The sequence below is a fragment of the Zoogloea sp. genome, from assembly GCF_017302315.1.
Lineage (GTDB): Bacteria > Pseudomonadota > Gammaproteobacteria > Burkholderiales > Rhodocyclaceae > Zoogloea.
Window position 1 is genome coordinate 1 of sequence record NZ_JAFLDT010000055.1, and the last position, 23,637, is coordinate 23,637.

Sequence of the window (23,637 nt, forward strand, 5' to 3'; positions counted from 1 at the left end):
GACCTTCAGGTCACGCACATACTGCAGTTGTACCTGCCACTGCTTGTCCACGAAGGAGGCCCAGGTCAGCATGGCTGTGCCGTTGTTTTTGGCGCCGGCCGGCGCCGCTGGCGTCGAAGCCGGCGGGCAGGCGCACCTCAAAGCCCCACACCTCGTCTTCGCGCCAGCCGGCCTTCTTGAGGAAGTTGGCGGTGGAGGCGAGGGCGTCGGGGATGCTGCCCACCAGGTCGCGGCGGCCGTCGCCGTCAAAGTCCACGGCCAGGCGCAGGAAGGTGGAGGGCATGAACTGGGTGTGGCCGAAGGCGCCGGCCCAGGAGCCGACCAGCTGCTCAGCCTTCACGTCGCCGGCGTCCACGATCTTCAGGGCGTCGTAGAACTCGCCACGGAAGTAGGCCTGACGGCGTCCGTAGCAGGACAGCGTGGATAGGGAGGTGAGCAGGGGGCGGCTGCCGAAGTTGCGGCCGAAGTTGCTCTCCACGCCCCACACGGCGACCACGGTGGCCGGGTCGACCTTGTAGCGGGCGGCCACGGCCTTGAGGGTGTCGCCCCATTGTTTGAGCATGGCCTGGCCGTCGGCCACGCGCTCTTCATCCACCAGGCCGGAGAGGTAGTCCCAAATGGGGGTGCGGAACTCGGGCTGGTAGTCGAGGAAGTCCAGCACCTTCAGGTCGGGCTGCAGGCTGGCGGTGAGGCGCTCGTAGCCGGCACCGGACACGCCCCGGGCCAGGGCGCCGGATTTGAGCTCGGCCACGCAGGGGGCGAAGCGGGCGGGGTCGGGGGTGTCGGCGGCGTGGGCCGCCGAGGCGAGGAACAGGGCCAGGGCCACCCCCTGTAGGGGCGATTTCAGTCGCCCGCGGACGTTGATCAACGAACGGCGCCCGGTATCGCGCGCGGATGGGCGACTGAAGTCGCCCCTACGTGTCGCCGCTGCAGGGAGGGGGCTGCCTGCATGGGGGGTGGGAAAGCTGGGTTTTTTCATCGGATGAAGGATTGCATGAGGGCGAAGAAGCGCCCGTAGAACTCGGCGTCGGTGACGGTTTCCTCGCCGACCTTGACCAGGGATTCGTTGTTGCCGCCGAAGGGCAGGGACAGGGAGCCGATGCCGGTGACGCTGAGGCCGGTGCTGGCGGAGCCGGCCTTGAGCTCTTCGCGCACCTGACGCACGTTGGCGTAAACGGCGGCACCCTTGGTCTCACCCTGATCCTCTGCCAGGCAGAACAGGCTGAAGGTGAGCTGGACCTGGGTGCTGCGGTCGGGCTGGAAATACTTGCGGGCGCGCACCGAGTCCACCTTGCTGTCGTCGATCAGGTAGCCCTGGCTGAGCAGGGCGCGCCGGCCCGCTTCGCAGGCCGCCGCCGGGCTGATCTCAAAGGACTGCTCATAGGGCGAGTCGGGGGCGAAGTTCTCGAGCTTGTAACTCTCGTCCTTGGGTTTGGGCGACAGGCTGCTGCAGGCGGCAAGGGCGAAGCTCAGCAGGAAAACGGTAAAGCGGTGGTGCATGGGGGCGGGGTATTCAGGTCCGGTTTGGGGCTCAATGGGCTTCGTCCCAATTGACGCCGACGCCCACTTCGGCAACCAGGGGCACGGAAAGTTGCGCCACGCCGGCCATCAGTCTTGGCAGTTGCTCGCGGATCAGCGCCACTTCGTCGTCCGGCACTTCCAGCACCAGTTCGTCGTGCACCTGCAGGATCAGCTTTGACTTGACGCCGCTGGACTTGAGCCAGGCCGAGGTGGCGATCATGGCCTTCTTGATCAGGTCGGCGGCGGTGCCCTGCATGGGCGCGTTGATGGCGGCCCGCTCGGCACCCTGGCGGCGGCCCACCTGCTGGGCACGGATGTCCGGCAGGTGCAGGCGGCGCCCGAACACCGTCTCCACGTAGCCCTTGGTCTTGGCTTCCAGGCGGGTGCGCTCCATGTAGGCGGCCACGCCGGGGTAACGGGCGAAGTAGCGCTCGATGTAGTTGGCGGCAGCCACCCGGTCGATGCCCAGGTTCTTGGCCAGGCCGTGGGCGCTCATGCCGTAGATCAGGCCGAAGTTGATCACCTTGGCGTAGCGGCGCTGTTCGCTGCTCACCTCCAGCGGGGTGACGCCGAAGATCTCGCCGGCGGTGGCCCGGTGCACGTCTTCACCTTCGGCGAAGGCCTTCAGCAGGCCCGGGTCGGCGGACAGGTGGGCCATGATGCGCAGTTCGATCTGAGAGTAGTCGGCCGAGACGATCTTGTGGCCGGCCGGGGCGATGAAGGCGGCGCGGATGCGGCGGCCTTCGGGCGTGCGGATGGGGATGTTCTGCAGGTTGGGCTCGGTGCTGGCGAGGCGCCCGGTGACGGCCACCGCCTGGCTGAAGCTGGTGTGCACGCGGCCGGTCTTGCGGTTGACCATCAGCGGCAGCTTGTCGGTGTAGGTGTTCTTGAGCTTGGCCAGGCTGCGGTGCTCGAGCAGCAGCTTGGGCAGGGGGTAGTCGTCGGCCAGCTGGGAGAGCACGTCTTCGTCGGTGGACGGTTGGCCGGTGGCGGTTTTCTTGACCACCGGCAGGCCCAGCTTGGTGAACAGGATCTCGCCGAGCTGCTTGGGGGAGCCCAGGTTGAAGGGTTGGCCGGCCAGTTCATGGGCCTGCAGCTCCAGTTCGTGCAGGCGGCGGCCAAGTTCTTCGGAGTGCTGGGCGAGCAGGAAGTCGTCGATGAGCACGCCGTTGCGCTCCATCTCGAAGAGCACCCGGGCGGTGGGCAGCTCCACGTCCCGGTAGAGGGCGAGGAGGGCCGGTTCGGGGGCCAGCTGGGCCGACAGGTTGCGATGCAGGCGCAGGGTGATGTCGGCGTCCTCGGCGGCGTACTCGGTGGCCCGGGCCAGGTCCACCTCGCCAAAGCCGATCTGCTTGGCGCCCTTGCCGCAGACCTCGGCGTAGGTAAGCGTCTTGATGCCCAGGTGGCGGCTGGCCAGGGAGTCCATGTCGTGGGACTTGTCGCTCTCCAGGATGTAGGACTCGAGCAGGGTGTCATCAAAGATGCCGGCCAGGGCGATGCCATGGTTGGCCAGGATGTGGGCGTCGTACTTGAGGTTCTGGCCGAGCTTGAGGTGGGCGTCGGATTCGAGCCAGGGGCGCAGCTTGTCGAGCACCTCGGCCAGGGGTAGCTGGGCCGGGGCGTCGGCGTAGTGGTGTGCCAACGGCAGGTAGGCCGCCTCGCCCTCGACGGTGGCGAAGGACATGCCCACCAGGGTGGCCACCATGGGGTCGAGGCCAGTGGTTTCAGTGTCGAAGGCGGTGAGTTCGGCGGTGGAGATCCTGGCCAGCCAGGCGTCGAAGGCGGCCCAGTCGAGCAGGGTCTCGTAGCCGCTGCGGTGGGCGCCGGGTTCGCCCTGGGCCTCGATGGCCGGGGCCTCGCCTGCCGCAGCCGTCGCCGGGGCGGGGCGATGAACGCCTTCTTCCAGCTCCTTCAGCCAGCTCTTGAACTCCATGCGCCGATAAATGGCGGCCAGGGCCTCCTTGTCGTCTTCCCGGGCGAGCAGGTCGGCGGGCTTTACCGGCAGGGGCAGGTCGGTGACCACGGTGACCAGCCGGCGGCCCAGGGGCAGGAAGTCCAGGTGCTTGCGCAGGTTCTCGCCCACCTTGCCCCCCACCTTGTCGGCGCTGGCCACCAGATTGTCCAGGTTGCCGTACTCGGTGAGCCATTTGACGGCGGTCTTGGGGCCGCACTTTTCCACGCCGGGCACGTTGTCCACGGTATCGCCGATCAGGGTGAGGTAGTCGACAATGAGATTCGGCGGCACGCCGAACTTGGCGGTAACGCCGGCCTCGTCGAGCACTTCCTCGCTCATGGTGTTCACCCAGCGCACGCCGGGCTGCACGAGCTGGGTCAGATCCTTGTCGCCGGTGGAGATCACCACGTCCCAGCCGGCCTCCACGGCCTGGCGGGTGAGGGTGCCGATCACGTCGTCGGCCTCCACGCCCTCTTCCATCAGCAGGGGCCAGCCCTCTGCCTTCACCGCCTCGTGCAGGGGTTCGATCTGGGCGCGCAGATCCTCCGGCATGGGCGGGCGCTGGGCCTTGTAGTCGGGAAACCAGTCGTCCCGGAAGGTCTTGCCCTTGGCATCAAAGACGCAGGCCCGATACTCCGCCTTGTAGTCGGATTCGAGGCGACGTAGCATGGACAGCACCCCGCGCACGGCCCCGGTCGGCTCGCCCGCCGAGTTGCGCAGATCGGGCAGGGCATGGAAGGCGCGGTACAGGTAACTGGAACCGTCGACGAGCAGCAGGGTCGGCATGGGTAATCGGGGAGGGCCGGGCACGCCGGGCCTCCCGCACTCCTCAATCAGAAAAACAATGACTGCAAAAGACAAACTTCCCCGGATGGCGCCGAGCACGGCGGCCCAGAATTTCACGGCCAGGGAGTCGTGGCGGATTTTCGGGATTATGGCAGAGTTCGTCGAGGCGACTGAGCGGCTCAAGCCCATCCGCCCGGCAGTGTCCATCTTCGGCAGTGCCCGCACCCGCATCGACCATCCCTACTACACCAAGACCGAGCGCATCGCCCGCCTGCTCTCCGATGCGGGCTTCGCGGTGATCTCCGGAGGCGGCCCCGGCATCATGGAGGCGGCCAACAAGGGCGCCTATTTCGGCAAGTCACCCAGCGTGGGGCTCAACATCCAGCTGCCCATGGAGCAGCAGGCCAACCCCTACCAGGACATCTCCCAGACCTTCCAGCACTTCTTCGCGCGCAAGTTCATGTTCGTCAAGTTCGCCACGGCCTACGTGGTGATGCCCGGCGGCTTCGGCACCCTCGACGAGCTGCTGGAGGCGATGACCCTGATCCAGACCGGCAAGAGCCGCAAGATCCCGGTGATCCTGGTGCACGAACCTTTCTGGCGCGGGCTGATCGACTGGTTCAAGGGCAGGCTGGTGGAAGAAGGGATGATCAACCCGGACGACCTTGACCTGATCCAGGTGATCGACGAACCGGAGAAGGTGGTGGATGCGATCTTCGACCACTACCAGAGCCGCGGCTTCCTGCCCCTGCCCGAGGAGCACGAGTTGATGCTCAACCTGTAGCCGGACGGCGAAGGGTTACAATCGCGGCATAGCCAGGAGATCAAAATGCCCCGCGCACCTTACATTTCAGCCCTGCTGTTCGCCCTCGCCATCCCGGCCTGGGCCCAGCAGCCCCCCAAGCTCGAACCCCTGCCCGAACCGCCGCCCCCGCCGCCGGGCATGGAGCTTGATCAGGCCACCGAGCCCCAGGTCACGATCACGAAGAAGGGTGAGGACACGGTGGAGGAATACCGGGTCAATGGGCAGCTCTACATGGTCAAGGTCACCCCGCCCGGCGGCGTGCCCTACTACCTCTACGACGACGTCGGCAACGGAGACTTCACCCGCCGCGACGCCCAGGACAGCGGTGTGCGTGTGCCCAAGTGGGTGATCAAGCGCTGGTAGGGTACACCGGCTGCGTTGGCAAGACGTGTAGGGGCGACTTCAGTCGCCCGCGGACTTCGGGCAAGGGCATGCCGGTGATTTAGCGTGCGCTGGGCGACTGAAGTCTCCCCCACAGGAGAGTCCGTACCGACCGTCAAACTGAGGGCTTCTTCACAAGGGCTCAGGGTGCCTCGCACAGGCAGTGCAGATACATGTGCCCCGGGTCGTTCCACAGGGCGAGGCCTTCCAGTTCGCTGCGGATTTTCGCCAGCGTGCTGTCCACCAGTGACACCCGTGCCCGGGCGCCCTCGGTGTCCTCGCCGTTGTCGAGCAGCTTGGAGAGCAGTTGGTCCCGTGGGGAGAGGGGCTTTTCCACGTAGCTGACTTCGTAGTCCTTGAGGTTGGCGCGGCTGGCGGCGGCCTTGATGGCTTCGTCGAGACCGCCAAGTTTGTCCACCAGCCCCTTCTCCTTGGCTTGGCTGCCCAGCCAGACGCGGCCCTGGGCCACCTGGTCGACGGCGGCGAGGTCCATCTTGCGGCTCTTGCCCACCAGTTCGATGAAGCGCTTGTAGCCGAACTCGATACCCTGCTGAAGTACGCTTGCCACCTGGGGGTCGAGGGGCCGGCGCGGGTCGAGGCCACCGGACAGGGGGGTGGTGCCCACGCCGTCCACGGTCAGGCCAAGCTTGTTCATGGGGCCCGACAGGTCGGGGAGCATGGCAAAGATGCCGATGGATCCGGTGATGGTGCTGCGCCCGGCCCATACCTCGTCGGCGGACATGCTGATCCAGTAACCGCCGGAAGCCGCCACCGACCCCATCGAGACAATCACCGGCTTGCCCGCCTTGCGGGTCAGTTCCAGTTCGCGCCGGATCATCTCGGAGGCGGTGGCGCTGCCGCCGGGGCTGTCCACCCGTAGCACCACAGCCTTGACGGAATTGTCTTCGCGGGCCTGGCGGATCAGCCCCGCCACCGTGTCGCCGCCCACCACGCCGGGGGGATGGTCGCCGTCCACGATGGCGCCCTGGGCCACCACCACGCCGACCTTGTCGTCGGGCGGGCTCCGTTCCTCGCGCACCCGGGCGATGTAGGTGCCCATGTCCACGTGCCTGTAGCCTTTGCCCTCGTCACCGGCGCCCAGGGTGGTCTTGAGGTAGTCGCGCCATTCGTCCGCCGTCTTCAGGCCATCCACCAGCCCGGCGGTGAGGGCCATGCGGGCGGCGTCGCCACCGGATTCAGCCAGCAGGGCCGAGGTGTCGCCCACATAGCGGGCGAGGTGCGGGGCGGTCTTGGGGCGTGCGGCGAGGATGTCGGCCTGATAGGCCTTCCATGCGGCGTCCAGGTAGTCCCGGGTGGACTCCCGGTCTTCCGGTGACATGTCGCTGCGGGTATAGGGTTCCACGAAGGACTTGTAGGTGCCCACGCGGAAGATCTGCATCTTCACCCCGACCTGATCGAAGAGGCCTTTGAAGTAGGTGGGAAAGCGCCCGAAACCCGAAAGAAAGACGTAGCCGTCCGGGCTCACGAAGACTTCATCCCCCTGGGCGGCCAGGTGGTACTGGACCTGGTTGAAGTTCTTGCCGTGGGTATAAACCTTCTTCCCCGACTTGCGGAATTCGGCCACAGCGGTGCCGATCTCCTGCAGTTTGGGCAGGCCGGTGCCCGCCAGACCGTCGGCCTCGATCACCAGGGCGGTGATGCGGGGGTCGGTGGCGGCGGCGCGGATCGCGTCCACCACGTCGCGCAGCAGGATCTGGCGAATTCCGTCGCCGCCCTGCAGCACGCTCATGGCGCTGCGCACCGTCCGCTGTTCGACCAGCTGCCCGTTGGGCGCGATCAGCAGCGCGGCATTGGTGGGCAGGGGGGTCGGCCGGGCGGCGAGCCAGCCGGCCACGAGAAATACCAGCACTGCAATGAACAACAGGTTGAGGCTGATCTGCCGGAAGCGGTCGATCGCCCGCCACAACCCACCCACAACACTTCTCACGACACCCGGCCGTGCATTCCGATCCATCACATTCTCCAGAATGGGTCTTGCGACCCCAGGCGGTCCACTGCCGCCTACAAGGTTTGCGGGCACCGCCAATCCGGTAGAATCCCGCCATGTTTGCCAATCCCTCTCCCGACCAGATCCGCAGCCTGCTGCAGGAGGCCAAGACCATTGCCGTCGTCGGCCTGTCACCGCGCGCGGATCGCCCCAGCTACCGGGTGTCCCGCGCGATGCAGGGCTTCGGGTATCGCATCGTACCGGTTCGCCCGGCAGTTGCCGAAGTTCTCGGTGAAAAAGCCTGGGCGCGCCTCTCCGAGATTCCCTTTGCGGTGGATATGGTGGATGTATTTCGTGCCGGTGACCAGATCGACCCCATTGTGGACGAATGCATCGCCCTCGGTGTGAAGCGCCTGTGGCTGCAGGATGGCGTGATCAACGAAGCGGCTGCCGAACGCGCCCGGGCCGCCGGCATCACTGTAGTGATGGACCGCTGCGTGTGGCGCGATTACATGGAACTGGTCCTATGAGCACAACACTTGCCTTCACCAAGATGCACGGCCTCGGCAACGATTTCGTGATGATCGACGCCGTGCGTCAGGACATCCGGCTCACGGAGGCTCAGGTGCGCTATCTGGCCGACCGCCACTTCGGGGTGGGCTGCGACCAGTTGCTGGTGGTTGAGCCCGCCCAGGCGCCGGGCGTGGATTTCCGCTACCGCATCTTCAACGCCGATGGCGGCGAGGTGGAGCAGTGTGGCAACGGCGCCCGCTGCTTCGCCCGTTTCGTCTTCGATCAGGGCCTCACCGACAAGCGCGAGATCCGTGTCGAGACGAAGAAGGGCATCATCACCCCGCGCCTGGAGGCCGACGGCTCGGTGACCGTGGACATGGGCGTGCCGGTGCTGAACCCGGCCGATGTGCCCTTCGTCAGTGATTCCGAGGCCTGGGTGCAGCCCCTCGATGTGGCCGGCACGGTTGTGGCGATCACCGCCGTGAGCATGGGCAACCCCCACGCCGTGCAGGTGGTGGCCGATGTGGATACCGCCCCGGTGGCCGAGCAGGGCCCCCTCATCGAGCATCACCCGCGCTTCCCGGCCCGGGTCAATGCCGGTTTCCTGCAGGTTGTCGATGCGCACCGTGTGCGCCTGCGCGTCTTCGAGCGCGGTGCCGGTGAAACCCTTGCCTGCGGCACCGGTGCCTGTGCTGCCGTGGTGGCCGGCATCCTGCGCGAGCTGGTGGTGTCGCCGGTCACCGTCGAAACCCGCGGCGGTGAGCTCAGCATCGCCTGGAACGGCATCGGTACCCCGGTGATGATGACCGGCCCTGCGGTCACCGTATTCAGCGGCACCCTGACCCTTCCCTGATCTTCTCCCGCCTCACCCTCCTTCGGCCCCGCCATGAATCCTTCCGACGTCATCCAGTTCCTGCAGGAAAACCCCGATTTCTTCGACCGGAACTCGACCCTGTTGACCGACCTGACGGTGACCCATCCGCACAACGGGCAGGCAATCTCCCTTACCGAGCGGCAGCTGATCGCCCTGCGCGACCGCATTGCCCAGTTGGAAGACAAGTTCGCCGAGCTGCTGTCCTTCGGCGAGGAGAATGACGCCATCAGCGAGAAAGTGCATCGCCTGAGCCTGTCCCTGCTGGAAGCGGAGGATTTCGAATCGATCCGCACCGCGGTGTATGTGCACCTCAAGGAAGACTTCGCGGTGCCCCACGTGGCCTTCCGGGTGTGGAACAGCGTGCTGTCGCGCAGCGGCCCCGAGTTCCTGCCGGTGGGTGAGGAGGTGCGCTTCTTCACCGGCGATCTGGTCCAGCCCTACTGCGGCGCGCCGGCCATCAAGGAGATCACCAACTGGTTCGGGCCCGATGGCCGGCAGATCCGTTCGGTGGCCCTGGTGCCCCTGCGCCGGGACGAGCAGACCTTCGGCCTGCTGGCCATGGGCAGCGAAGACCCGGAGCGCTTCTATCCCGAGATGGGTACGCTCTACGTGACGCGCATCGGCGATATGGTTTCCCACATCCTTCGCCGTCAACTCGGCTGAGGCGCGCATAAAGCTACTGCGCAGGCCGATCTTGCGCCTGCGATGCTCGCCGTACTCGAGTACGGCTGCGCTTCTCGGCGCAACCTCGACCTGCTCGCTACGCTTTCTGCGCACCTCGAATGTGTGGCGCTTCCTTATTCTAGAAGTTTGGTGATTTCCCCATGGCTGATCTGATTCTCAAACCTGGCAGTGACCGTACCGTGGTGCGGCGGCATCCCTGGATCTTCGCGGGTTCGGTGGATCGGCTCGAGGGCCGGGCGCGGCCGGGGGATACGGTGCTGGTGATGGACTCCCGCGGCAAGCCGCTGGCACGGGCGGCGTGGTCGCCGGAGTCGCAGATCCGGGCGCGGGTGTGGACTTTCGACCCGGAGCAGTCCATCGACCATGCCTTCATCAAACGTGCGGTGGCGGCCTCGGTGGCCCGTCGGGCGGCGCATCCGTGGCTGGCGGGGCAGGATGGGGTGCGCCTGATCCACGGGGAGTCGGACGGTCTGCCCGGGGTCATCGCCGACCGCTTCGGGCCGGTGGTGGTGGTCCAGCTGACCAGCGCCGGGGCCGACAAGTGGCGCGATGCCATCGTCGCCGGGCTGGTCCAGGCCACCGGCTGCAGCACGGTCTATGAGCGCTCCGATTCGGATGTGCGCAAGCTCGAAGGCCTCGGCCCGGTCACCGGCCTGGCCTACGGCGCGTTGCCCGAGCTGCTGACCATCGTCGAGAACGGGGTGCGCATGGAGGTGGACGTGGTCAGCGGCCACAAAACCGGCTTCTACCTGGACCAGCGCGACAACCGCCTGCTCACCGGGCAGCTGGCGGCCGGCCGGGATGTGCTCAATTGCTTCTGCTATACCGGCGGTTTCTCCCTGCAGGCCCTGGCCGGCGGGGCAAAGAGCGTGATCTCCATCGATTCGTCCGGCCCGGCCCTCGTCACCGCGGCGCGCAACCTGGCCCACAACCCCCAGCTCGACGCGAGCCGCGCGGAGTGGCGCGAGGATGACGTGTTCCAGGCCCTGCGCGGCTTCAAGACCGAAGGGCGCAAGTTCGACCTGATCATCCTCGATCCGCCCAAGTTCGCTCCGTCGGCGGCCCACGCCGAGCGGGCCGCCCGCGCCTACAAGGACATCAACCTGCTGGGCTTCCGCCTGCTCAATCCGGGGGGTATCCTGATGACCTACTCCTGCTCGGGTGGTATCGGGCACGAGCTGTTCCAGAAGATCGTTGCCAGTGCGGCGGCCGATGTGGGCGTGGAGGCCCGCATCCTCCACCGTCTCTCTGCAGCGCCGGATCACCCCATTGGTCTGGCCGTGCCCGAAGGCGAGTATCTGAAGGGGCTGGCCTGCCAAGTGTGAGCAAGTGCTCAAAGCGGGTAGTCATCCAGGCGTAAAAATTGGCGTAGATGTGTATCCTCCGGAGGAATTACGAACGGTTAAAAGTTGTGACTTTGACCTGTTCCTGTCCTTCCACGGAGATACAGATGAACACCCCGCAGCCCCACGATTCGGCCACGATGGCCGACGACGACCCCGGGGTCCCGGCACGACGCCAGCAGCGCATCGCCGCCCTGCTGCTGTCCCGCTACAACCTGCGCTACATGGTTCGCCTCTATGCGGCCTTCGAGGGGGATCTGCTGCTGCCCATCGTGCTCGGTGAGGTGGGTCTCTACAATGTCAGCGGCCTTGGGCTGGACGATCAGTCCCTGGCGGCGATCCGCTGCAGCGACGATGGCTTCGGCAAGCTGCCCCTGCGCCCCTGCAACGCCTTCTCCATCAGTTCATCCACCGGTATCCCCCGTGAAACCGTGCGCCGCAAGGTCAGCCACCTGATCCAGCTGGGCTGGATTGCTCGCGACATAAAGGGCGGCCTGACCATCACGGCCAAGGCCGCCAACCTGTGCCTGGAACCCTTCGACCAGGACAATCTGGCCGACTTCCTCAGCACGGCCGATAGGGTCCGCCTGATTGCCGGCCCTTCGCAAGACCCGTCCACCGTCCGGTAGGCATCCCCGCGGGGCGAGGTGATGCCAGTGACCCAACAAGGGTCACGACGCTCCCGCGGGTCGGATTCATCCCGCGCGTCAGCCCGCGCCTTCGTCCCATAGCTGTCCACCCTGCCCCGGCGCCTTCAGCCCGAAGTGCTGCCAGATCGACGCCGTGGCCATGCGGCCCCGCGGCGTGCGCTGCAGGTAGCCCTGCTGGATGAGGTAGGGTTCCAGCACGTCCTCGATGGTGTCGGACGATTCGCCGATGGCAGCGGCCAGATTGTCCAGCCCCACCGGGCCGCCTCCGAATTTCTCCAGCATCGCCCCCAGCAGCTTGCGGTCCATCAGGTCCAGGCCCAGGTGATCCACGTCCAGCATGGTCAGGGCCAGGTCGGCCACTTCGGCGGTGATGCGGCCGTCGGCGCGCACCTCGGCGTAGTCCCGCACCCGGCGCAGCAGGCGGTTGGCGATGCGGGGTGTGCCCCGGGCGCGGCGGGCGATCTCGAAGGCACCGGTGTCGTCGATCTCCACGTCCAGCAGGCGCGAGGAACGGCTGACGATGTAGGCAAGCTCCTTGGCGGTGTAGAACTCCAGCCGCGAGACGATGCCGAAGCGGTCGCGCAGGGGGTTGGTGAGCATGCCGGCGCGGGTGGTGGCGCCCACCAGGGTGAAGGGCGGAAGGTCCAGCTTCACCGAACGGGCGGCCGGGCCTTCGCCGATCATGATGTCGATCTGGAAATCCTCTAGGGCCGGGTAGAGGATCTCCTCCACCACCGGGCTGAGGCGGTGGATCTCGTCGATGAACAGGACGTCGTGGGGCTCCAGGTTGGTGAGCAGTGCGGCCAGGTCGCCGGCCCGCTCCAGCACCGGGCCGGAGGTCTGGCGCAGGTTGACCCCCATTTCGGCGGCCACGATGTGGGCCAGGGTGGTCTTGCCCAGGCCCGGGGGGCCGAACAGCAGCACGTGGTCCAGGGCCTCGCCGCGCTTGCGAGCCGCCTCGATGAAGATGCTCAGCTGGTCGCGGATCTTCTGCTGCCCCACGTAATCAGCCAGGCGCTTGGGGCGCAGGGCCCGCTCCAGGGCTTCCTCCTGGTTGCTGGTGCGTTGAGCGGTGATGAGGCGGGCGGAAGGGTCGGGTGCGCCGCCCTTGATGTCGTCGGTCTGGATCATGCTTGGTGCTCCAGGGCGTCTTCCTGCGCATCGCTCAGGGCTTCGCTGGCGGCCTCGACGGGCCGGCTGGCTGTCCAGCTGACGAACAGGGCCTGGCCGAGGGCCAGGAAGGTGGGGCCGAGGAAGATGCCAATGAAGCCGAAGGCCAGCACCCCGCCGAAGGCCCCGAGGGCGATCAGCAGGATGGGCAGGCTGGCCGTTCGGCTGATCAGGAAGGGCTTGAGGAAGTTGTCCACCGAGCTGATGGCCAGCACGCCCCACAGCACCATGAAGATGGCCCAGCCGCTCTCGCCCTGCTGGTAAAGCCAAAAGGCCGCGCCACCCCAGATCAGCGGGGGGCCTACCGGCACCAGGGACAGGAAGAACACCCCGGCGGCCATCAGCAGCGCGCCGGGCACGCCGGCGATCAGAAAGCCCACCAGAGCCACCAGGGCCTGGGCCGCCGCGGTGCCGACGATGCCGATCATCACCGCCTTGACGGTGTTGCCCGCCAGCTCCAGCAGCTCGCCCCACAGCTCGCCGCCCAGGCGCGCCGCGCCGTTCTCCAGTTGGGCCTGGATGCGCGCGCCATCGCGGTACAGGAAGAAGACGATGAACAGCACCAGCGAGATCTGCAGCAGCCCCTGGCCGACCAGCCCGCCCAGGCCCAGCGCGAACTTGCGCGCCGGCTCCACCGCCTGCAGCGCCAGTTTGCGCATCTCCACCTGGCTGTGGGTGAGCTTGCGGATGTAGGCGTCAAGGTCTGCCCCCACCACCGGGATATCCTTCAGCCAGGCCGGCGGACGGCCGTCGGATTGTTCGATCTGGGCGCGGATGTAGTCCACCAGGTCCACCGCCGAGTCGGTCAGGGAGGCCGTCAGCCCGATCATCGGTACCAGCAGCACCGCCGTCAGCAGCAGGGTCATGGTGATCGCCGCCAGCCCCTCCCGCCCGCGCAGATGCCGCAACAGGGACTGGTACAGGGGCCAGGTGGTGATGCACACCGTGCCAGCAAACAGGATGGCCGCGAAGAAGGGGCTGAGCACGAAGGCGCAACCAAGGAGCAGCACGGCCGTGATGGCCAGCTGGGCAGTGCGTCGGGGTGTCATGGGGGCGAGGTCCGGAACGGAATGGCGGGATTATCCCTGATCTGAGATGCGAGCAACGCAGAACGACAAATTGTCGGCGAGGACAGGCGGAAGTAAGGGTGATACGACTCCTTCCAAGCCATTGGGATTTTTCCTCGGCCAGTCCCGCCTGTCCGATCAACCCCAAGCATTTCCACACACTTCAACAATGTTCCCAGTCGCACAAGCACAGCGGTTCTTTGCAGGCTGGCATGCCGCCCAGCCCCCTGAACCAGATAGTGGTGCCGATATTGCGCGCATGCGGGCCTTCTTCAATGTCTGGAAGAGCAGCGTTCCTGCCCTCGCAACAAGCCCCCCGGCGGAAACCTTCAATTGCCAGCAATTTGCATCTTTTGCGGCTGCATTCAGCCCGGCCTGTCAGGCTTATCGGCGGACAGGGGGTAACGCAAATGCTTGGCGTGCGGCGGGTGTTGGCAAAGACGAAATGCGTAACCGTGCGGTACTTCGGTGGCAACTTGATCGCTTCGAAGATCCGAGAAGCTGCGCGACAAGATCATCCCGTTTTCCTGGAAGCAACTGGCCGGCATTCTTGACGAACACGTCAAACAGGAAGACCTGAGAAACACGGCGGCCGGCACCTTGCTCCTGCAATACGCCGAACATGCGCGGACGCTGCGCTATCCATGCACCACCCAGACGAAGGAGAAACAGCAGTGATCGAATCGCACGAAGCCCATCGGCTGATCATCCGCAATATGCGCGTGCTGGAGGAGGCTCCGGCGGTGGTCGAGGAAGTGACGCGGGCTGTGTTCAAACGCATCAACGAGAAAGTCGAGCAGTGGGTCGAAACCCAGGAAGGCTGGGAAGCGATTTTCTCACTGAACGGATATGACGATGGCGGAGAAACGACCTTTCAGGCCGCGAGCTGGGGGCAAACAGACGATGGCACATACCTCGCTTGCCTTCAATTCGCCTGCCGCTGCGAACGCTCATGGCATTGGCTATCACCTTTGGTTGGCGCCAACGAAGACGCGTTTGGCTTCTTCCTTAAAGCGCTACCGGTCTGGATCACCGGCAATACGGGACGAAAGGGTGCCCGTCCCGGCAAGACTTGAACACGGTACCTGGCTGACCATCTCCAGAATTTCCCTGCGCTGATTCAATGTGGTTTCGGCCTTGAAGGTGGAGACTTGTTCCTGCCTGTCCGCCTCGAAGCCGAAGAGCTCGCCGAGGCCTATCCCGATTCTCTCGACGACGCTTTGCCGCCGATCGACGAAGCACTCAAGAAAATCACGGACATCCTGCCCGAGCTCGACCGACTTATCACTTCGGCCAAGGCACACTTTCGTTCGGAGGAAAGCGGGGCCAGCGCCAGCCCGGCTTGAGCGTGCTGAAATAGCCCACCGCACTTCTGCCACTTGCCGACTATAATCAGGCATGTGGCGGAATGTTCCGCAGGGAGACAGGCATGACCCAGGGCGCTATCGCATGCAATCCCCTCCGTTCGATCCGGCGTGATGAGGCTGGACTTTGGGAGGACACAAGTCGCATCTTCTCGATCAGTCCACCGGTAACGGACGATCTGTCTGCGGCGCAGACGATCAGGGGCGGGGTATCGCCCGAACTCGCCCGGCATCTTGAAGCCGTGCTTGGTGTTGAGTACCGGCGTGCATTGATTCCGGATCGAACCCTGCTACGCCGGCTTAGTACAGGGTCTGCGCTGACGGCCGAAGAGGGCGAGAGAGTGCTGGAGGCGGCCCATCTGCTGGCACTGGCCCTACGGGTATTCGGTAGTGAGGAAAAAGCCAGGAAGTGGCTGAGCACCCCGAAAACCCGCTTCAATGGATCTTCTCCCCTTGTCCTGGCGACCTCCGCCCCCGGAGTGCGCGCCATCGAGCAATTGCTGGGGGAAATCGAAGAAGGCTATTTCGCATGATCCTGTGGAGGATCAGCAATTTCGCCGACCTTCAAGGCTTGGGCGGATATCGTGTGGCAGGTCGGTGGCACAACCCTGGGGCTCCGATCATCTATCTTGCCGAGCATCCGGCCCTGGCCTTGATCGAAGTGCTGGTTCACTTCGACATCAGCACCATGGACGACTTGCCGGACCTGTTTCAGTTGATCGAAGTCGAAGTCGATGATCCGGTCACGATCGAATCCGCAGCCCCGCCAGCCGACTGGCGAGAAAACATCCGCAGCACTCGAAAGCTTGGGGACGTCTGGCTTCGCGAGCAGAGGTCTGTCCTCCTGAGCGTGCCCAGTGCAGTCATACCGGTTTGTAGTAATTACCTGCTCAACCCTCTTCACACCGATACCGCGAAGGTACGCATCAAGTCTCTCCTGAAGCTGCCTTTCGACCCCCGGCTGTTCAGGCCTTAGCGGACACCGGCTTCAACCGCACATAGATCGTCTTGTCCACCGTCGCGACCACTTCGCCCTGGTGATTGAGCACATCCACCGAGAAGGTCGGTTCGTACTTGTCACCACCGGCGGTGGCGCGGCGGATGGTGTCGATCTGCTCGGGCGTGATGCGGAAGGTGGCGCGAACGGTGCCCCGGCCGGGAAGCTTGTAGTCGATGGCCGAGGCCCTGTCCCACACCACGTAGCGGCGCCCGAGCTGGTGCATGATCAGCAGGGCGAAGAAGGGGTCGGTCATGGCGTACAGGGAGCCGCCGAAGTGGGTGCCCATGTAGTTGCGGTTGAGCAGGCCCATGCGCATGCGCACCCGGGCTTCGGTGTAGTCCGGGGCGATGCGTTCCACGTGGATGCCGGCGCCGATGAAGGGTGGCCACAGGTTCATCAGCAGGCGCAGGATGCCGCTGCCCAGCTTGACGTTGCGCATGAAGCCCTGCTTGAGTTTCTGGCTCATGGTGGAGGGGCGGGTGGCGTGCTCAGAGGGTGTGAAGAAATCGTCGCGAGCAGTTCGAGTTCGCCCCGAGAAGCGCAGCCGTACAAGGGTACGGTGAGCATCGCAGGGGCGAAATCGGGCTGCGCAGTAGATTCACTCACACCCTCTCAGGCCTTGGACAGGCCCTTGAGGGCCTGGCGGATGCCGTCGGATACGCCGATGCCCTCGGGCAGAGCCTTGGCGGCGCCGAGGGCTTCCTTCTCGTTGTAGCCGAGGGCCAGCAGGGCGTTGATGATGTCGGCCCGGTCGCCGCCGGGGAGGCTGGTGGCGACGCTGCCGGCGACGGCAGGCAGGGCCTTGGCGAGCTTGTCACGCAGCTCCAGCAGCAGGCGCTCGGCGGTCTTCTTGCCGATGCCCGGGATCTTCACCAGGCGGCCGCTCTCCTGCAGGGCGATGGCCTGGGCCAGATCGGTCACCGACAGGCCGGAGAGCACCGCCAGGGCGGTGCGGGCGCCGATGCCGGCGACTTTGAGGAGCTGGCGGAAGGCAGCCCGCTCGTCCTCGGTGGCGAAGCCGTACAGGAAGTGGCCATCCTCACGCACAGCCAGGTGGGTGGACAGGATGACGGTCTGGCCGGTGGCGGGCAGGCCGTAGAAGGTGCTCATGGGCACTTCCAGCTCGTAGCCGACGCCGTTCACGTCCACCAGGATCTGCGGGGGGTTCTTCTCGGCCAGGCGGCCGGTGATGCGTCCGATCATGGGTGCCTTCAGTCTATGAATAGTCGGCGGCAGCAAAGGCCGGCAGGGCCTCGGCATTGGCCGCCAGGGCGGCGATGCCCGGGTGGTCGCTGTCGGCCACCAGGCCGGGGGCCGAGTAATGGGTGAAGCGCCAGGCCACCGCCACCGTGATGTCGGCCTGGGTGGGGCGGTCGCCGCACAGCCAGTCGCTGTCGCCCACGTGCTGCTCGAGTACGGCGTAGGTGTCGGCGATCTGCCCCTCTACCCGGTGCAGCCAGCCGGGGTCGCGGAGGGTCTTGTCGCGCACCTTGGTTTCATACGCCCTATGCACGCTCTTTTCGGCGGCGGCCAGGCCCAGGCTGGTGAGCTGCAGGCAGCGCCGGTAGAGGGTCGGGTCGGTGGGCCACAGGCTGTGGCCGGGGGCTGCCACGTGCTCCAGCCAGGCAATGATCTGGGAGCTGTCCACCATCACCTCGCCGTCATCGAACACCAGGGTCGGTGCCTTTACCAGGGGGTTGATGGCGTGAAAAGCGTCGAAGTTGCGAAACACCGACAGGGACTGGTGCTCGAAGGGAATGCCCAGCATACGCGCGCTGATGAAGGCGCGGCGGACGAAGGGGGAATCCAGCATGCCGATGAGTTTCATGGGGAGCCTCCGGAGACGGGTTGAGCACAAAGGGTGGCACTGCGGCGCAGGCGGGCGAGGACGGCGTCGGCCTCGTCGCGGTCTTTCACGGGGATGCGGGCCTCGTGGCCGCTCCCCAGGTTGCCGCCGCCGTAGTAGATACGGACATCGTCGGCCCGGGCATCCACGTACTGGACGATGCCCAGGTTGATCCAGCGTTGCACCCCGCCATCGGCGGGCACCGGAAACAGGCAGAAGGCGGTGGAGCCCGGGCTCTGGGCCAGGGCCGGCAGGGCCAGGACCAGGAGGATGAGGAACAGGCTGCTACGCATCAGATGCATCTCGTGGCCAGGAAGCCGGCAATGTCGTGGAGGCTGGTCGCCACCGGTACTTGGGCGGCGAGCAGGTCGTTGGCGGGTTGCAGCAGGTCGGGCACCATCACCACCCGGGTGCCGGCCGCCAGGGCGCCGCGCACGCCGGCGTTGGAGTCTTCCAGCACCAGGCAGTTCTCCACCGCCACGCCGAGCTTTGCCGCGGCGGCCAGGAAGATATCGGGTGCCGGCTTGCCGCGGCTCACTTCGTCGCCGCAGACCATGCCGTGCACCCGCGGCAGCAGGCCCACGGCGGCGAGCTTGGGTTCGGCCCGGGAGCGGCGGGTGGAGGTGGCCACGACGCGGCCCAGACCCAGCGTGTCGAGCACGTCGAACAGCGCCGTGACGCCACCCTTGAGGGGGATGCGCCCTTCGGCGATGGCCACCTCGTAAAGGCGGCCGAAGGTGTCGTACAGCGCGGCCGTGGGGTAGTCCTCCCCCAGGTGCTTGCGGATCACCGCCGGGCCGTCCTTCGAGTTGAGGCCGACCAGGGCCAGGCCCACCTCGTAGCGCCAGGGTACGCCCAGCTCGGCGGCTGCTTCGGCCACGGTGGCCAGGGCCACCCGCTCGCTGTCGAGGAGCAGGCCGTCCATGTCGAAGATGACGGCATGGATGTCATGCGGGGTGAAGGGCAGAAGAGTCATGATGCGTTGCCGGGCCAACGTCCGAAGGCCAGGGTTGCCGCCAGCATGAGGCCATGTAGCTGGGCGGCGAGGATGGTGAGTTTGAGGGCCGGGGCGAGTTCGGAAGGCTCGTGGGCGTGAGCCATCAGGGTACGGGCTGCCCGGAAGGAGAACACCAGGGTCATGGCAGCGGCAGCGGCACCCTGGGGCAGGCGGTTGCGCCCGACCATCAGTACCAGCCAGGCGTAGGCCACCAGCACCAGGCCGAGCAGCACCCACTTGGCGTTGTCGGGGCCGAGGCGGACCACCAGGGTGCGTTTGCCGGTGGCCTCATCGCCGCGCCGGTCGGGGAATTCGTTGATGAACAGGATGGCGGCCACCAGCAGGGCATAGGACAGGCCGGCGACCAGGGGCGTGGCCGAGAAGGTGCCGCGCTGCACGAAGTCGGCCCCCGCCACCACGATCAGCCAGCCCGCCGCCACCGCGGCCTCGCCCTGGCCCCGGCTCACCAGGGCCAGGGGCGGTGCCGTGTACGCCCAGCCCAGGAACAGCCCGGCCAGCCCGATCAGCAGCAGCCCCGGCGCGGAGTGCAGACTGAGCCACAGGCCGGCCGGCACCACCAGGGCCAGCAGGGCATAGCCCAGCCGCCCGGTCTCGGCTTCGCTGAGCACGCCGTTCTGGATGAAGCGGCTGCCGCCGGTGAAGGGGAAGAGGCGCTCGGTGTTGGCGGCGTCGGCGCCACTGCGGGCGTCGTAGTAATCGTTGAGCACGTTGATGCCGGCATGGGCGACCAGGGCAAAGAGCACGGTCAGCACCGCCTTGGGCAGGTCCACAGGGATGCCGCTGCCGTGGGCCGTGGCCAGGCCGATCAGACAGGCAAACAGCGTGACCCCGAGAAAGGCCGGGCGCGTCGCCAGCAGGATGGCGAGCAGCGGCCTGGTGCGCAGGCTGGGCATGGGTTCGGCAGGGGAGACGGACGGAGGCATCGGCATGGCCGGCGATGGTGACACGCAATGCTGCGGCGAGGTGGCCCCCGGGTCAAGTTGCCGTGGCGGGAGGCGGACGCGGCAGTGATCGGACGGCCCGCGACAAGGGTCGCCGCAATCGGTTAGCATCGGCCCCTGTCACCCCTTCCACGCCCACACCTTGGCTTCTGCTGCTCACTCCAACGCCGGCAGGCTGCATCCGGCCATCGGCCCGCGCCTCTATGGAAGCCTGGTGGCCCTGCTGGCCCTCGCCGGCCTGGTGGGGTGGTTCCTGCACTATCCCCTCGATCGCTGGCTTGCTGCCGCCCTGCTGGCAACATACGCGGCACTTGTGGTGTTCCGGCCGGCAAGCTGTCTGCTGATCCTGCCGATGCTCTGGCCGTTGGTGGATCTGGCGCCCTGGAGCGGGCACATCTACCTGAACGAGAGCGATGCACTGGTGCTGGCGACCCTGTTTGGCCTTGGCCTGCGGGAAAGCCTGGCGCCACCGCCGGTGACGTTGACGGGGCGGGCGCCGGCTAAGCTCAACCTGGCGGCGCTGGGCGTGTTCGGCCTGCTCGCCGTGAGCGTGGCGGTGTCGGGTGCCCGCGGGCTCAGCCCCTTGCCTGCGCTGGATGCGGCGGCGCTGGTGGGTTATGGCTCCACCCTCAACGCCCTGCGGGTCGGCAAGGGCTTCGTGCTGGCCTTTGCGCTGATTCCCTTCATCCACATGGCCATCCGGCGGGACGGAGAGATTGCCCTCGGGCGCATCGTGACGGGCTTTACCTTTGGCTTCGCCACCTGTGCCGTGGCCGCCCTGTGGGAGCGCATGAGCTTCCCCGGTCTGACCAACTTTGCTTCCGACTATCGCAGTACGGCCCTGTTCTGGGAGATGCATGTGGGCGGCGCGGCCCTGGATGCGTGGCTGTGCCTGAGCTTTCCCTTCTGCCTTTTGTATCTGCGCATGGCCCGCAGTACGGCGGCGCGGGTTGCCGCGCTGGTGGTGATTGCCCTTGGCAGTTATGCCCTGTTTACGACCTTCTCGCGCATTGTCTATGCCGCGGTGTTCGCCTCTGCTGCGGTGATGGGCCTGATGGCCTTGCTGCGGCCGGGTGGCGTGCGGTCTGCCAGCGGAGGCCGGGGGAGTCTCGTGGTGCTCGCCCTGCTCGCCGGTGGTGCCCTGGTTGCTTGCCTGTTGAGTTTCCAGTCGGGGGGCTACCGGGGTATGGGCGCCTTTGCCGGGCTGGTGGTGCTCGCCTATCTTGGCGGGGGCAGCCTGCATGGCGCCCGGGCCGGCCAACTGATCATCGGCGGCCTGGCCGGGCTGGCCTTGGCCGGGCCGAGTCTGCTGGCGGCCTGGTGGATTCCCAAGGGGCCGTACCTGATCTATGGTCTGTCTGCGGGGGTGGCGCTGTGGCTGCTGGTCAATGGCCTGCGCCGTCAAACGCCGCCTGCGTCGGCCCTGGTGACCGCCCTGCTGGTGTGGACCGCGCTCAATGCAGTGCTGGTGTGCGTCCACTGGGGCGAGGGCGCCAGGGTGCCGGAGGCCCTGCTGGCCGCAGGCATGGTGCTGGCCGTGCTGGTCACCCAGTCGGCCAGCCCTCGCCCCCTGTGGGTGCCGCAACTCCAGCGTCTGCATGTGGTGGGTGGGGTGCTGGTGGTGGGTGGCATGGTCATCAGCACGCTGGGCAGCTACTACATGGGTAGTCGACTGGCTGCGACCGGCGGTGATCTGCACAGCCGGAGCACCCACTTCGCCCACGGGTTGGGGATGGTCCGGGGGGCTGACGCCGTGCTCTTCGGACTTGGGCTGGGCCGCTATCCGGACAGCTATTTCTGGAAGGTGCCCGACCCGGGCGTGCCCGGTTTTCTGGCACTGCAGGGTGGGGCGGGCGAGCGCTACATGCGGATAGGCGGTGAGCGTCACGCGACCGGCAGCGGCGAAGTCCTGCGTCTGACCCAGCGCATCGCCAGCGACGCGGCGCTGCCCTTCCACTTCCGCGTGCGTGCCCGGGCCGACAAGGACGTGCGGCTTTACCTGCGCCCGTGTCGCAAGCACCTGCTCTACGCGGAGGACTGCGTCACCGCCGCAGCCGACCTCAAGGGCGGCAGTGGCTGGCAGGATCTCGAACTGAAACAATGGACGGGCGGCGAGGGCTTTGCCCGCCCGGGCTGGCCGCCCCGGCCCGCCAGCCTGTCCATCCACGTGGATGGGCGCGGGCAGGTGGATGTGGACGACGTGCAGGCGTTTGATGGTCAGCTACGCCCCCTGTTGCGCAACGGGGATTTCGAGCGCGGGGTGGACTACTGGTTCTTCTCCTCCGACCGGGATCACCTGCCCTGGCACGCCAAGAACATTTTCGTACACAGCTACGTGGAACAAGGCCTGTTCGGTTTGGCGACGCTGGTGCTGGCCTTGCTGGCCGCGGCGGCGCATCTGCTGCGGGCGCCCACCCGGCTGCATCCGCTGGCGCCCGTGCTGCTTGCCGCCCTGGCCGGCGTCACGACGGTGGGCCTGGTGGATAGTCTGCTGGACATGCCGCGCATCACCCTGATGATCATGCTCGTCCTGTGGCTGAGCCTGAGTCTGCGTCAACCGTCGCAATGAGGTGCCGGCCGGCGAGGTGGTGCCGTGCCGGCCTGTATGGTCTGGCCCTGCTGGCCTGTCCGCTGCAGGCTGCGGTGATCACCGTCGGGCCGCAGGAAAGTGTGCGCCGCATCGCCGATGCGGCACGTCTGGCCAAGGACGGCGATACCGTTTTGATCCAGCCCGGCACCTACACCGGCGATGTGGCGGTGTGGCGTCAGAAATCCCTGGAGATTCGCGGCCTTGGTGCCCGTCCGGTACTGGATGCGCGTGGCACCGTGGCCGAGGGCAAGGCCATCTGGGTGTTTTCCGACGGTGACTTCAAGGTCAGCAACATTGCCTTCCGCGGTGCCCGTGCCGCCGATTACAACGGGGCCGGCATCCGCTTCGAGCGGGGGCGCCTTGAGGTGCGCGACTGCCTGTTCGAGGACAACGAAATGGGCCTCCTGACCGCCAATTTCGAGGATGCGGCCTTGCGCGTCCTGGATAGCGAATTCCGCGATGCGCCCCGGGATACGCGATCCCTGCATCACCTCCTTTACGTGGGCCGGATCGCGCATCTTTCCGTGGAAGGCAGCCGTTTCCACGGCGGTTACCAAGGACACCTGTTGAAAAGCCGGGCCCGCCGCAGCGAGATCCGCTACAACCTGCTGATCGACGGCAAAGACGGGCGGGCGTCCTACGAGCTGGAGTTTCCCGAGGGCGGTGTGGCGGTGGTGGTGGGGAATGTGATCGGGCAGGGGGCGGAGAGTGCCAACCCCACCGTGCTGGCCTATGGTGCCGAAGGCAGCCATTGGCCGGAGAACCGCCTGCTCCTGACCCACAACACCCTGATCAGCGAGGGCTGGCGGCCAGCCCTGTTCGCCCGGACATGGGGCGACAGGCTGCCCGCCGATACCCGCTTCGTGGTGCGCAACAACCTCACGGTGGGCCTGGGGCTGTTCACCCTCGGCCTGCCCGGGTGGCACCAGGGCAATCATGCGCTGCCCCCCGGCGCCCTTGATCCGGCGCAGGGGGATCTCACCCTGGCGGAAGACAGCGTGCTGCGCGGCCGGGTCAGCCCCCCACCGGAGGCCGGGTTGCGGCCGACAGCGGAATTCCGTTTTCCCGTGGGCACCGTGCCCCTGGTGGTGCCCACGCGCTGGGTGCCCGGGGCCTTTCAGCGTCCGGCGACGATGCTCCCCGGACGACCCGCCGCGCTCACCGGCGTCGCTTCGCCCTGAG

24 protein-coding genes and 1 pseudogene are annotated in these 23,637 nt (G+C 66.6%); 13 read left to right on the plus strand and 12 right to left on the minus strand.

All coding sequences use genetic code 11. The features are described from left to right. Positions 1-52: 52 nt before the first annotated feature. From J0L98_RS15080 to polA, 3 genes and pseudogenes are all read right to left on the minus strand, one after another. A pseudogene (locus J0L98_RS15080) lies at positions 53-814 on the minus strand (lytic murein transglycosylase); the annotation flags it as partial. A 161-nt stretch (positions 815-975) separates the two neighbouring features. After that, on the minus strand, positions 976-1,500 hold the full coding sequence (locus J0L98_RS15085) for a DUF2242 domain-containing protein (RefSeq protein ID WP_296412594.1): 525 nt from the start codon (positions 1,498-1,500) through the stop codon (positions 976-978). A 31-nt stretch (positions 1,501-1,531) separates the two neighbouring features. Continuing rightward, the gene (gene polA / locus J0L98_RS15090) at positions 1,532-4,261 is read right to left on the minus strand and encodes a DNA polymerase I (protein ID WP_296412595.1); all 2,730 of its coding nucleotides are present in this window, start codon (positions 4,259-4,261) and stop codon (positions 1,532-1,534) included. Between the two features lie 58 nt (positions 4,262-4,319). On the opposite strand from polA, the gene J0L98_RS15095 reads away from it, so the two are divergent. Further along, positions 4,320-5,045: a TIGR00730 family Rossman fold protein gene (locus J0L98_RS15095; RefSeq protein WP_296412597.1), complete on the plus strand. Its 726-nt coding sequence runs from the start codon at positions 4,320-4,322 to the stop codon at positions 5,043-5,045. Positions 5,046-5,090: 45 nt separating this feature from the next. Then, positions 5,091-5,429 carry a DUF2782 domain-containing protein gene (locus tag J0L98_RS15100; protein ID WP_296412598.1) on the plus strand — a complete coding sequence of 113 codons (339 nt, stop codon included), beginning with the start codon at positions 5,091-5,093 and terminating at the stop codon, positions 5,427-5,429. A gap of 160 nt (positions 5,430-5,589) precedes the next feature. On the opposite strand, the gene sppA is transcribed toward J0L98_RS15100, so the two are convergent. Next, positions 5,590-7,422, minus strand: coding sequence for a signal peptide peptidase SppA (sppA, locus tag J0L98_RS15105; protein WP_296412599.1), 1,833 nt, complete (start codon positions 7,420-7,422; stop codon positions 5,590-5,592). Positions 7,423-7,511: 89 nt separating this feature from the next. Between sppA and J0L98_RS15110 the strand changes: the two genes are divergently transcribed. The 5 genes from J0L98_RS15110 (at position 7,512) to J0L98_RS15130 (ending at position 11,438) form a co-directional block, all read left to right on the plus strand. Then, positions 7,512-7,925, plus strand: coding sequence for a CoA-binding protein (locus tag J0L98_RS15110; protein WP_296412600.1), 414 nt, complete (start codon positions 7,512-7,514; stop codon positions 7,923-7,925). Continuing rightward, entirely contained in the window at positions 7,922-8,761 is an 840-nt protein-coding gene (dapF, locus tag J0L98_RS15115) for a diaminopimelate epimerase (RefSeq protein WP_296412601.1), read from the plus strand. Before J0L98_RS15110 ends, dapF begins: the two co-directional genes overlap by 4 nt. A 33-nt stretch (positions 8,762-8,794) precedes the next feature. Beyond that, complete coding sequence (locus J0L98_RS15120; protein ID WP_296412602.1) at positions 8,795-9,445, plus strand: DUF484 family protein; 651 nt, start codon at positions 8,795-8,797, stop codon at positions 9,443-9,445. Between the two features lie 161 nt (positions 9,446-9,606). Further along, positions 9,607-10,791 (plus strand): class I SAM-dependent methyltransferase, encoded by a 1,185-nt coding sequence (locus J0L98_RS15125; protein ID WP_296412604.1) that lies wholly within the window; start codon positions 9,607-9,609, stop codon positions 10,789-10,791. 125 nt (positions 10,792-10,916) lie between these two features. Continuing rightward, positions 10,917-11,438, plus strand: a complete 522-nt coding sequence (locus tag J0L98_RS15130; RefSeq protein ID WP_296412606.1) for a hypothetical protein — start codon at positions 10,917-10,919, stop codon at positions 11,436-11,438. 78 nt (positions 11,439-11,516) lie between these two features. On the opposite strand, the gene ruvB is transcribed toward J0L98_RS15130, so the two are convergent. Both ruvB and J0L98_RS15140 read right to left on the minus strand, forming a co-directional pair. After that, positions 11,517-12,590: a Holliday junction branch migration DNA helicase RuvB gene (ruvB, locus tag J0L98_RS15135; protein ID WP_296412607.1), complete on the minus strand. Its 1,074-nt coding sequence runs from the start codon at positions 12,588-12,590 to the stop codon at positions 11,517-11,519. Beyond that, complete coding sequence (locus J0L98_RS15140) at positions 12,587-13,678, minus strand: AI-2E family transporter (RefSeq protein WP_296412608.1); 1,092 nt, start codon at positions 13,676-13,678, stop codon at positions 12,587-12,589. Before J0L98_RS15140 ends, ruvB begins: the two co-directional genes overlap by 4 nt. A gap of 692 nt (positions 13,679-14,370) precedes the next feature. Here J0L98_RS15140 and J0L98_RS15145 point away from each other — a divergent pair. From J0L98_RS15145 to J0L98_RS15160, 4 genes are all read left to right on the plus strand, one after another. Then, positions 14,371-14,772, plus strand: a complete 402-nt coding sequence (locus J0L98_RS15145; protein WP_296412610.1) for a hypothetical protein — start codon at positions 14,371-14,373, stop codon at positions 14,770-14,772. Positions 14,773-14,847: 75 nt separating this feature from the next. Next, a complete protein-coding gene (locus J0L98_RS15150; RefSeq protein ID WP_296412612.1) occupies positions 14,848-15,042 on the plus strand; it encodes a hypothetical protein in 195 nt (64 codons plus the stop codon). 83 nt (positions 15,043-15,125) lie between these two features. Continuing rightward, the gene (locus J0L98_RS15155) at positions 15,126-15,593 is read left to right on the plus strand and encodes an antitoxin Xre/MbcA/ParS toxin-binding domain-containing protein (RefSeq protein WP_296412613.1); all 468 of its coding nucleotides are present in this window, start codon (positions 15,126-15,128) and stop codon (positions 15,591-15,593) included. Further along, positions 15,590-16,036, plus strand: a complete 447-nt coding sequence (locus J0L98_RS15160) for an RES family NAD+ phosphorylase (protein WP_296412614.1) — start codon at positions 15,590-15,592, stop codon at positions 16,034-16,036. Before J0L98_RS15155 ends, J0L98_RS15160 begins: the two co-directional genes overlap by 4 nt. Here J0L98_RS15160 and J0L98_RS15165 read toward each other — a convergent pair. The 6 genes from J0L98_RS15165 to J0L98_RS15190 form a co-directional block, all read right to left on the minus strand. Next, positions 16,026-16,526 carry a DUF4442 domain-containing protein gene (locus J0L98_RS15165; RefSeq protein ID WP_296412615.1) on the minus strand — a complete coding sequence of 167 codons (501 nt, stop codon included), beginning with the start codon at positions 16,524-16,526 and terminating at the stop codon, positions 16,026-16,028. The genes J0L98_RS15160 and J0L98_RS15165 overlap by 11 nt on opposite strands. Positions 16,527-16,672: 146 nt before the next feature. After that, positions 16,673-17,263 (minus strand): Holliday junction branch migration protein RuvA, encoded by a 591-nt coding sequence (gene ruvA, locus J0L98_RS15170; protein ID WP_296412616.1) that lies wholly within the window; start codon positions 17,261-17,263, stop codon positions 16,673-16,675. Between the two features lie 13 nt (positions 17,264-17,276). After that, positions 17,277-17,888, minus strand: a complete 612-nt coding sequence (locus J0L98_RS15175; protein ID WP_296412617.1) for a glutathione S-transferase family protein — start codon at positions 17,886-17,888, stop codon at positions 17,277-17,279. Continuing rightward, the gene (locus J0L98_RS15180) at positions 17,885-18,199 is read right to left on the minus strand and encodes a hypothetical protein (RefSeq protein ID WP_296412618.1); all 315 of its coding nucleotides are present in this window, start codon (positions 18,197-18,199) and stop codon (positions 17,885-17,887) included. The genes J0L98_RS15175 and J0L98_RS15180 overlap by 4 nt, the downstream gene beginning before the upstream one ends. Beyond that, complete coding sequence (locus J0L98_RS15185; RefSeq protein WP_296412619.1) at positions 18,199-18,882, minus strand: HAD family phosphatase; 684 nt, start codon at positions 18,880-18,882, stop codon at positions 18,199-18,201. The genes J0L98_RS15180 and J0L98_RS15185 overlap by 1 nt, the downstream gene beginning before the upstream one ends. Continuing rightward, positions 18,879-19,847, minus strand: a complete 969-nt coding sequence (locus J0L98_RS15190) for a prenyltransferase (protein WP_296412626.1) — start codon at positions 19,845-19,847, stop codon at positions 18,879-18,881. The genes J0L98_RS15185 and J0L98_RS15190 overlap by 4 nt, the downstream gene beginning before the upstream one ends. A gap of 160 nt (positions 19,848-20,007) precedes the next feature. Between J0L98_RS15190 and J0L98_RS15195 the strand changes: the two genes are divergently transcribed. Further along, entirely contained in the window at positions 20,008-22,434 is a 2,427-nt protein-coding gene (locus J0L98_RS15195; protein ID WP_296412620.1) for a hypothetical protein, read from the plus strand. Then, positions 22,431-23,636 (plus strand): hypothetical protein, encoded by a 1,206-nt coding sequence (locus J0L98_RS15200; RefSeq protein WP_296412621.1) that lies wholly within the window; start codon positions 22,431-22,433, stop codon positions 23,634-23,636. Before J0L98_RS15195 ends, J0L98_RS15200 begins: the two co-directional genes overlap by 4 nt. Position 23,637: the final 1 nt, after the last annotated feature.

Coding starts and splice junctions, on each gene's coding strand:
- J0L98_RS15180 (WP_296412618.1), bottom strand. CDS start 18,199: ATGCGTAGCAGCCTGTTCCTCATCCTCCTGGTCCTGGCCCTGCCGGCC.
- J0L98_RS15175 (WP_296412617.1), bottom strand. CDS start 17,888: ATGAAACTCATCGGCATGCTGGATTCCCCCTTCGTCCGCCGCGCCTTC.
- J0L98_RS15130 (WP_296412606.1), top strand. CDS start 10,917: ATGAACACCCCGCAGCCCCACGATTCGGCCACGATGGCCGACGACGAC.
- J0L98_RS15200 (WP_296412621.1), top strand. CDS start 22,431: ATGAGGTGCCGGCCGGCGAGGTGGTGCCGTGCCGGCCTGTATGGTCTG.
- J0L98_RS15155 (WP_296412613.1), top strand. CDS start 15,126: ATGACCCAGGGCGCTATCGCATGCAATCCCCTCCGTTCGATCCGGCGT.
- J0L98_RS15110 (WP_296412600.1), top strand. CDS start 7,512: ATGTTTGCCAATCCCTCTCCCGACCAGATCCGCAGCCTGCTGCAGGAG.
- J0L98_RS15190 (WP_296412626.1), bottom strand. CDS start 19,847: ATGCCTCCGTCCGTCTCCCCTGCCGAACCCATGCCCAGCCTGCGCACC.
- J0L98_RS15165 (WP_296412615.1), bottom strand. CDS start 16,526: ATGAGCCAGAAACTCAAGCAGGGCTTCATGCGCAACGTCAAGCTGGGC.
- J0L98_RS15085 (WP_296412594.1), bottom strand. CDS start 1,500: ATGCACCACCGCTTTACCGTTTTCCTGCTGAGCTTCGCCCTTGCCGCC.
- J0L98_RS15125 (WP_296412604.1), top strand. CDS start 9,607: ATGGCTGATCTGATTCTCAAACCTGGCAGTGACCGTACCGTGGTGCGG.
- J0L98_RS15140 (WP_296412608.1), bottom strand. CDS start 13,678: ATGACACCCCGACGCACTGCCCAGCTGGCCATCACGGCCGTGCTGCTC.
- sppA (WP_296412599.1), bottom strand. CDS start 7,422: ATGGATCGGAATGCACGGCCGGGTGTCGTGAGAAGTGTTGTGGGTGGG.
- J0L98_RS15120 (WP_296412602.1), top strand. CDS start 8,795: ATGAATCCTTCCGACGTCATCCAGTTCCTGCAGGAAAACCCCGATTTC.
- ruvB (WP_296412607.1), bottom strand. CDS start 12,590: ATGATCCAGACCGACGACATCAAGGGCGGCGCACCCGACCCTTCCGCC.
- J0L98_RS15100 (WP_296412598.1), top strand. CDS start 5,091: ATGCCCCGCGCACCTTACATTTCAGCCCTGCTGTTCGCCCTCGCCATC.
- J0L98_RS15160 (WP_296412614.1), top strand. CDS start 15,590: ATGATCCTGTGGAGGATCAGCAATTTCGCCGACCTTCAAGGCTTGGGC.
- J0L98_RS15185 (WP_296412619.1), bottom strand. CDS start 18,882: ATGACTCTTCTGCCCTTCACCCCGCATGACATCCATGCCGTCATCTTC.
- polA (WP_296412595.1), bottom strand. CDS start 4,261: ATGCCGACCCTGCTGCTCGTCGACGGTTCCAGTTACCTGTACCGCGCC.
- J0L98_RS15095 (WP_296412597.1), top strand. CDS start 4,320: ATGACTGCAAAAGACAAACTTCCCCGGATGGCGCCGAGCACGGCGGCC.
- dapF (WP_296412601.1), top strand. CDS start 7,922: ATGAGCACAACACTTGCCTTCACCAAGATGCACGGCCTCGGCAACGAT.
- ruvA (WP_296412616.1), bottom strand. CDS start 17,263: ATGATCGGACGCATCACCGGCCGCCTGGCCGAGAAGAACCCCCCGCAG.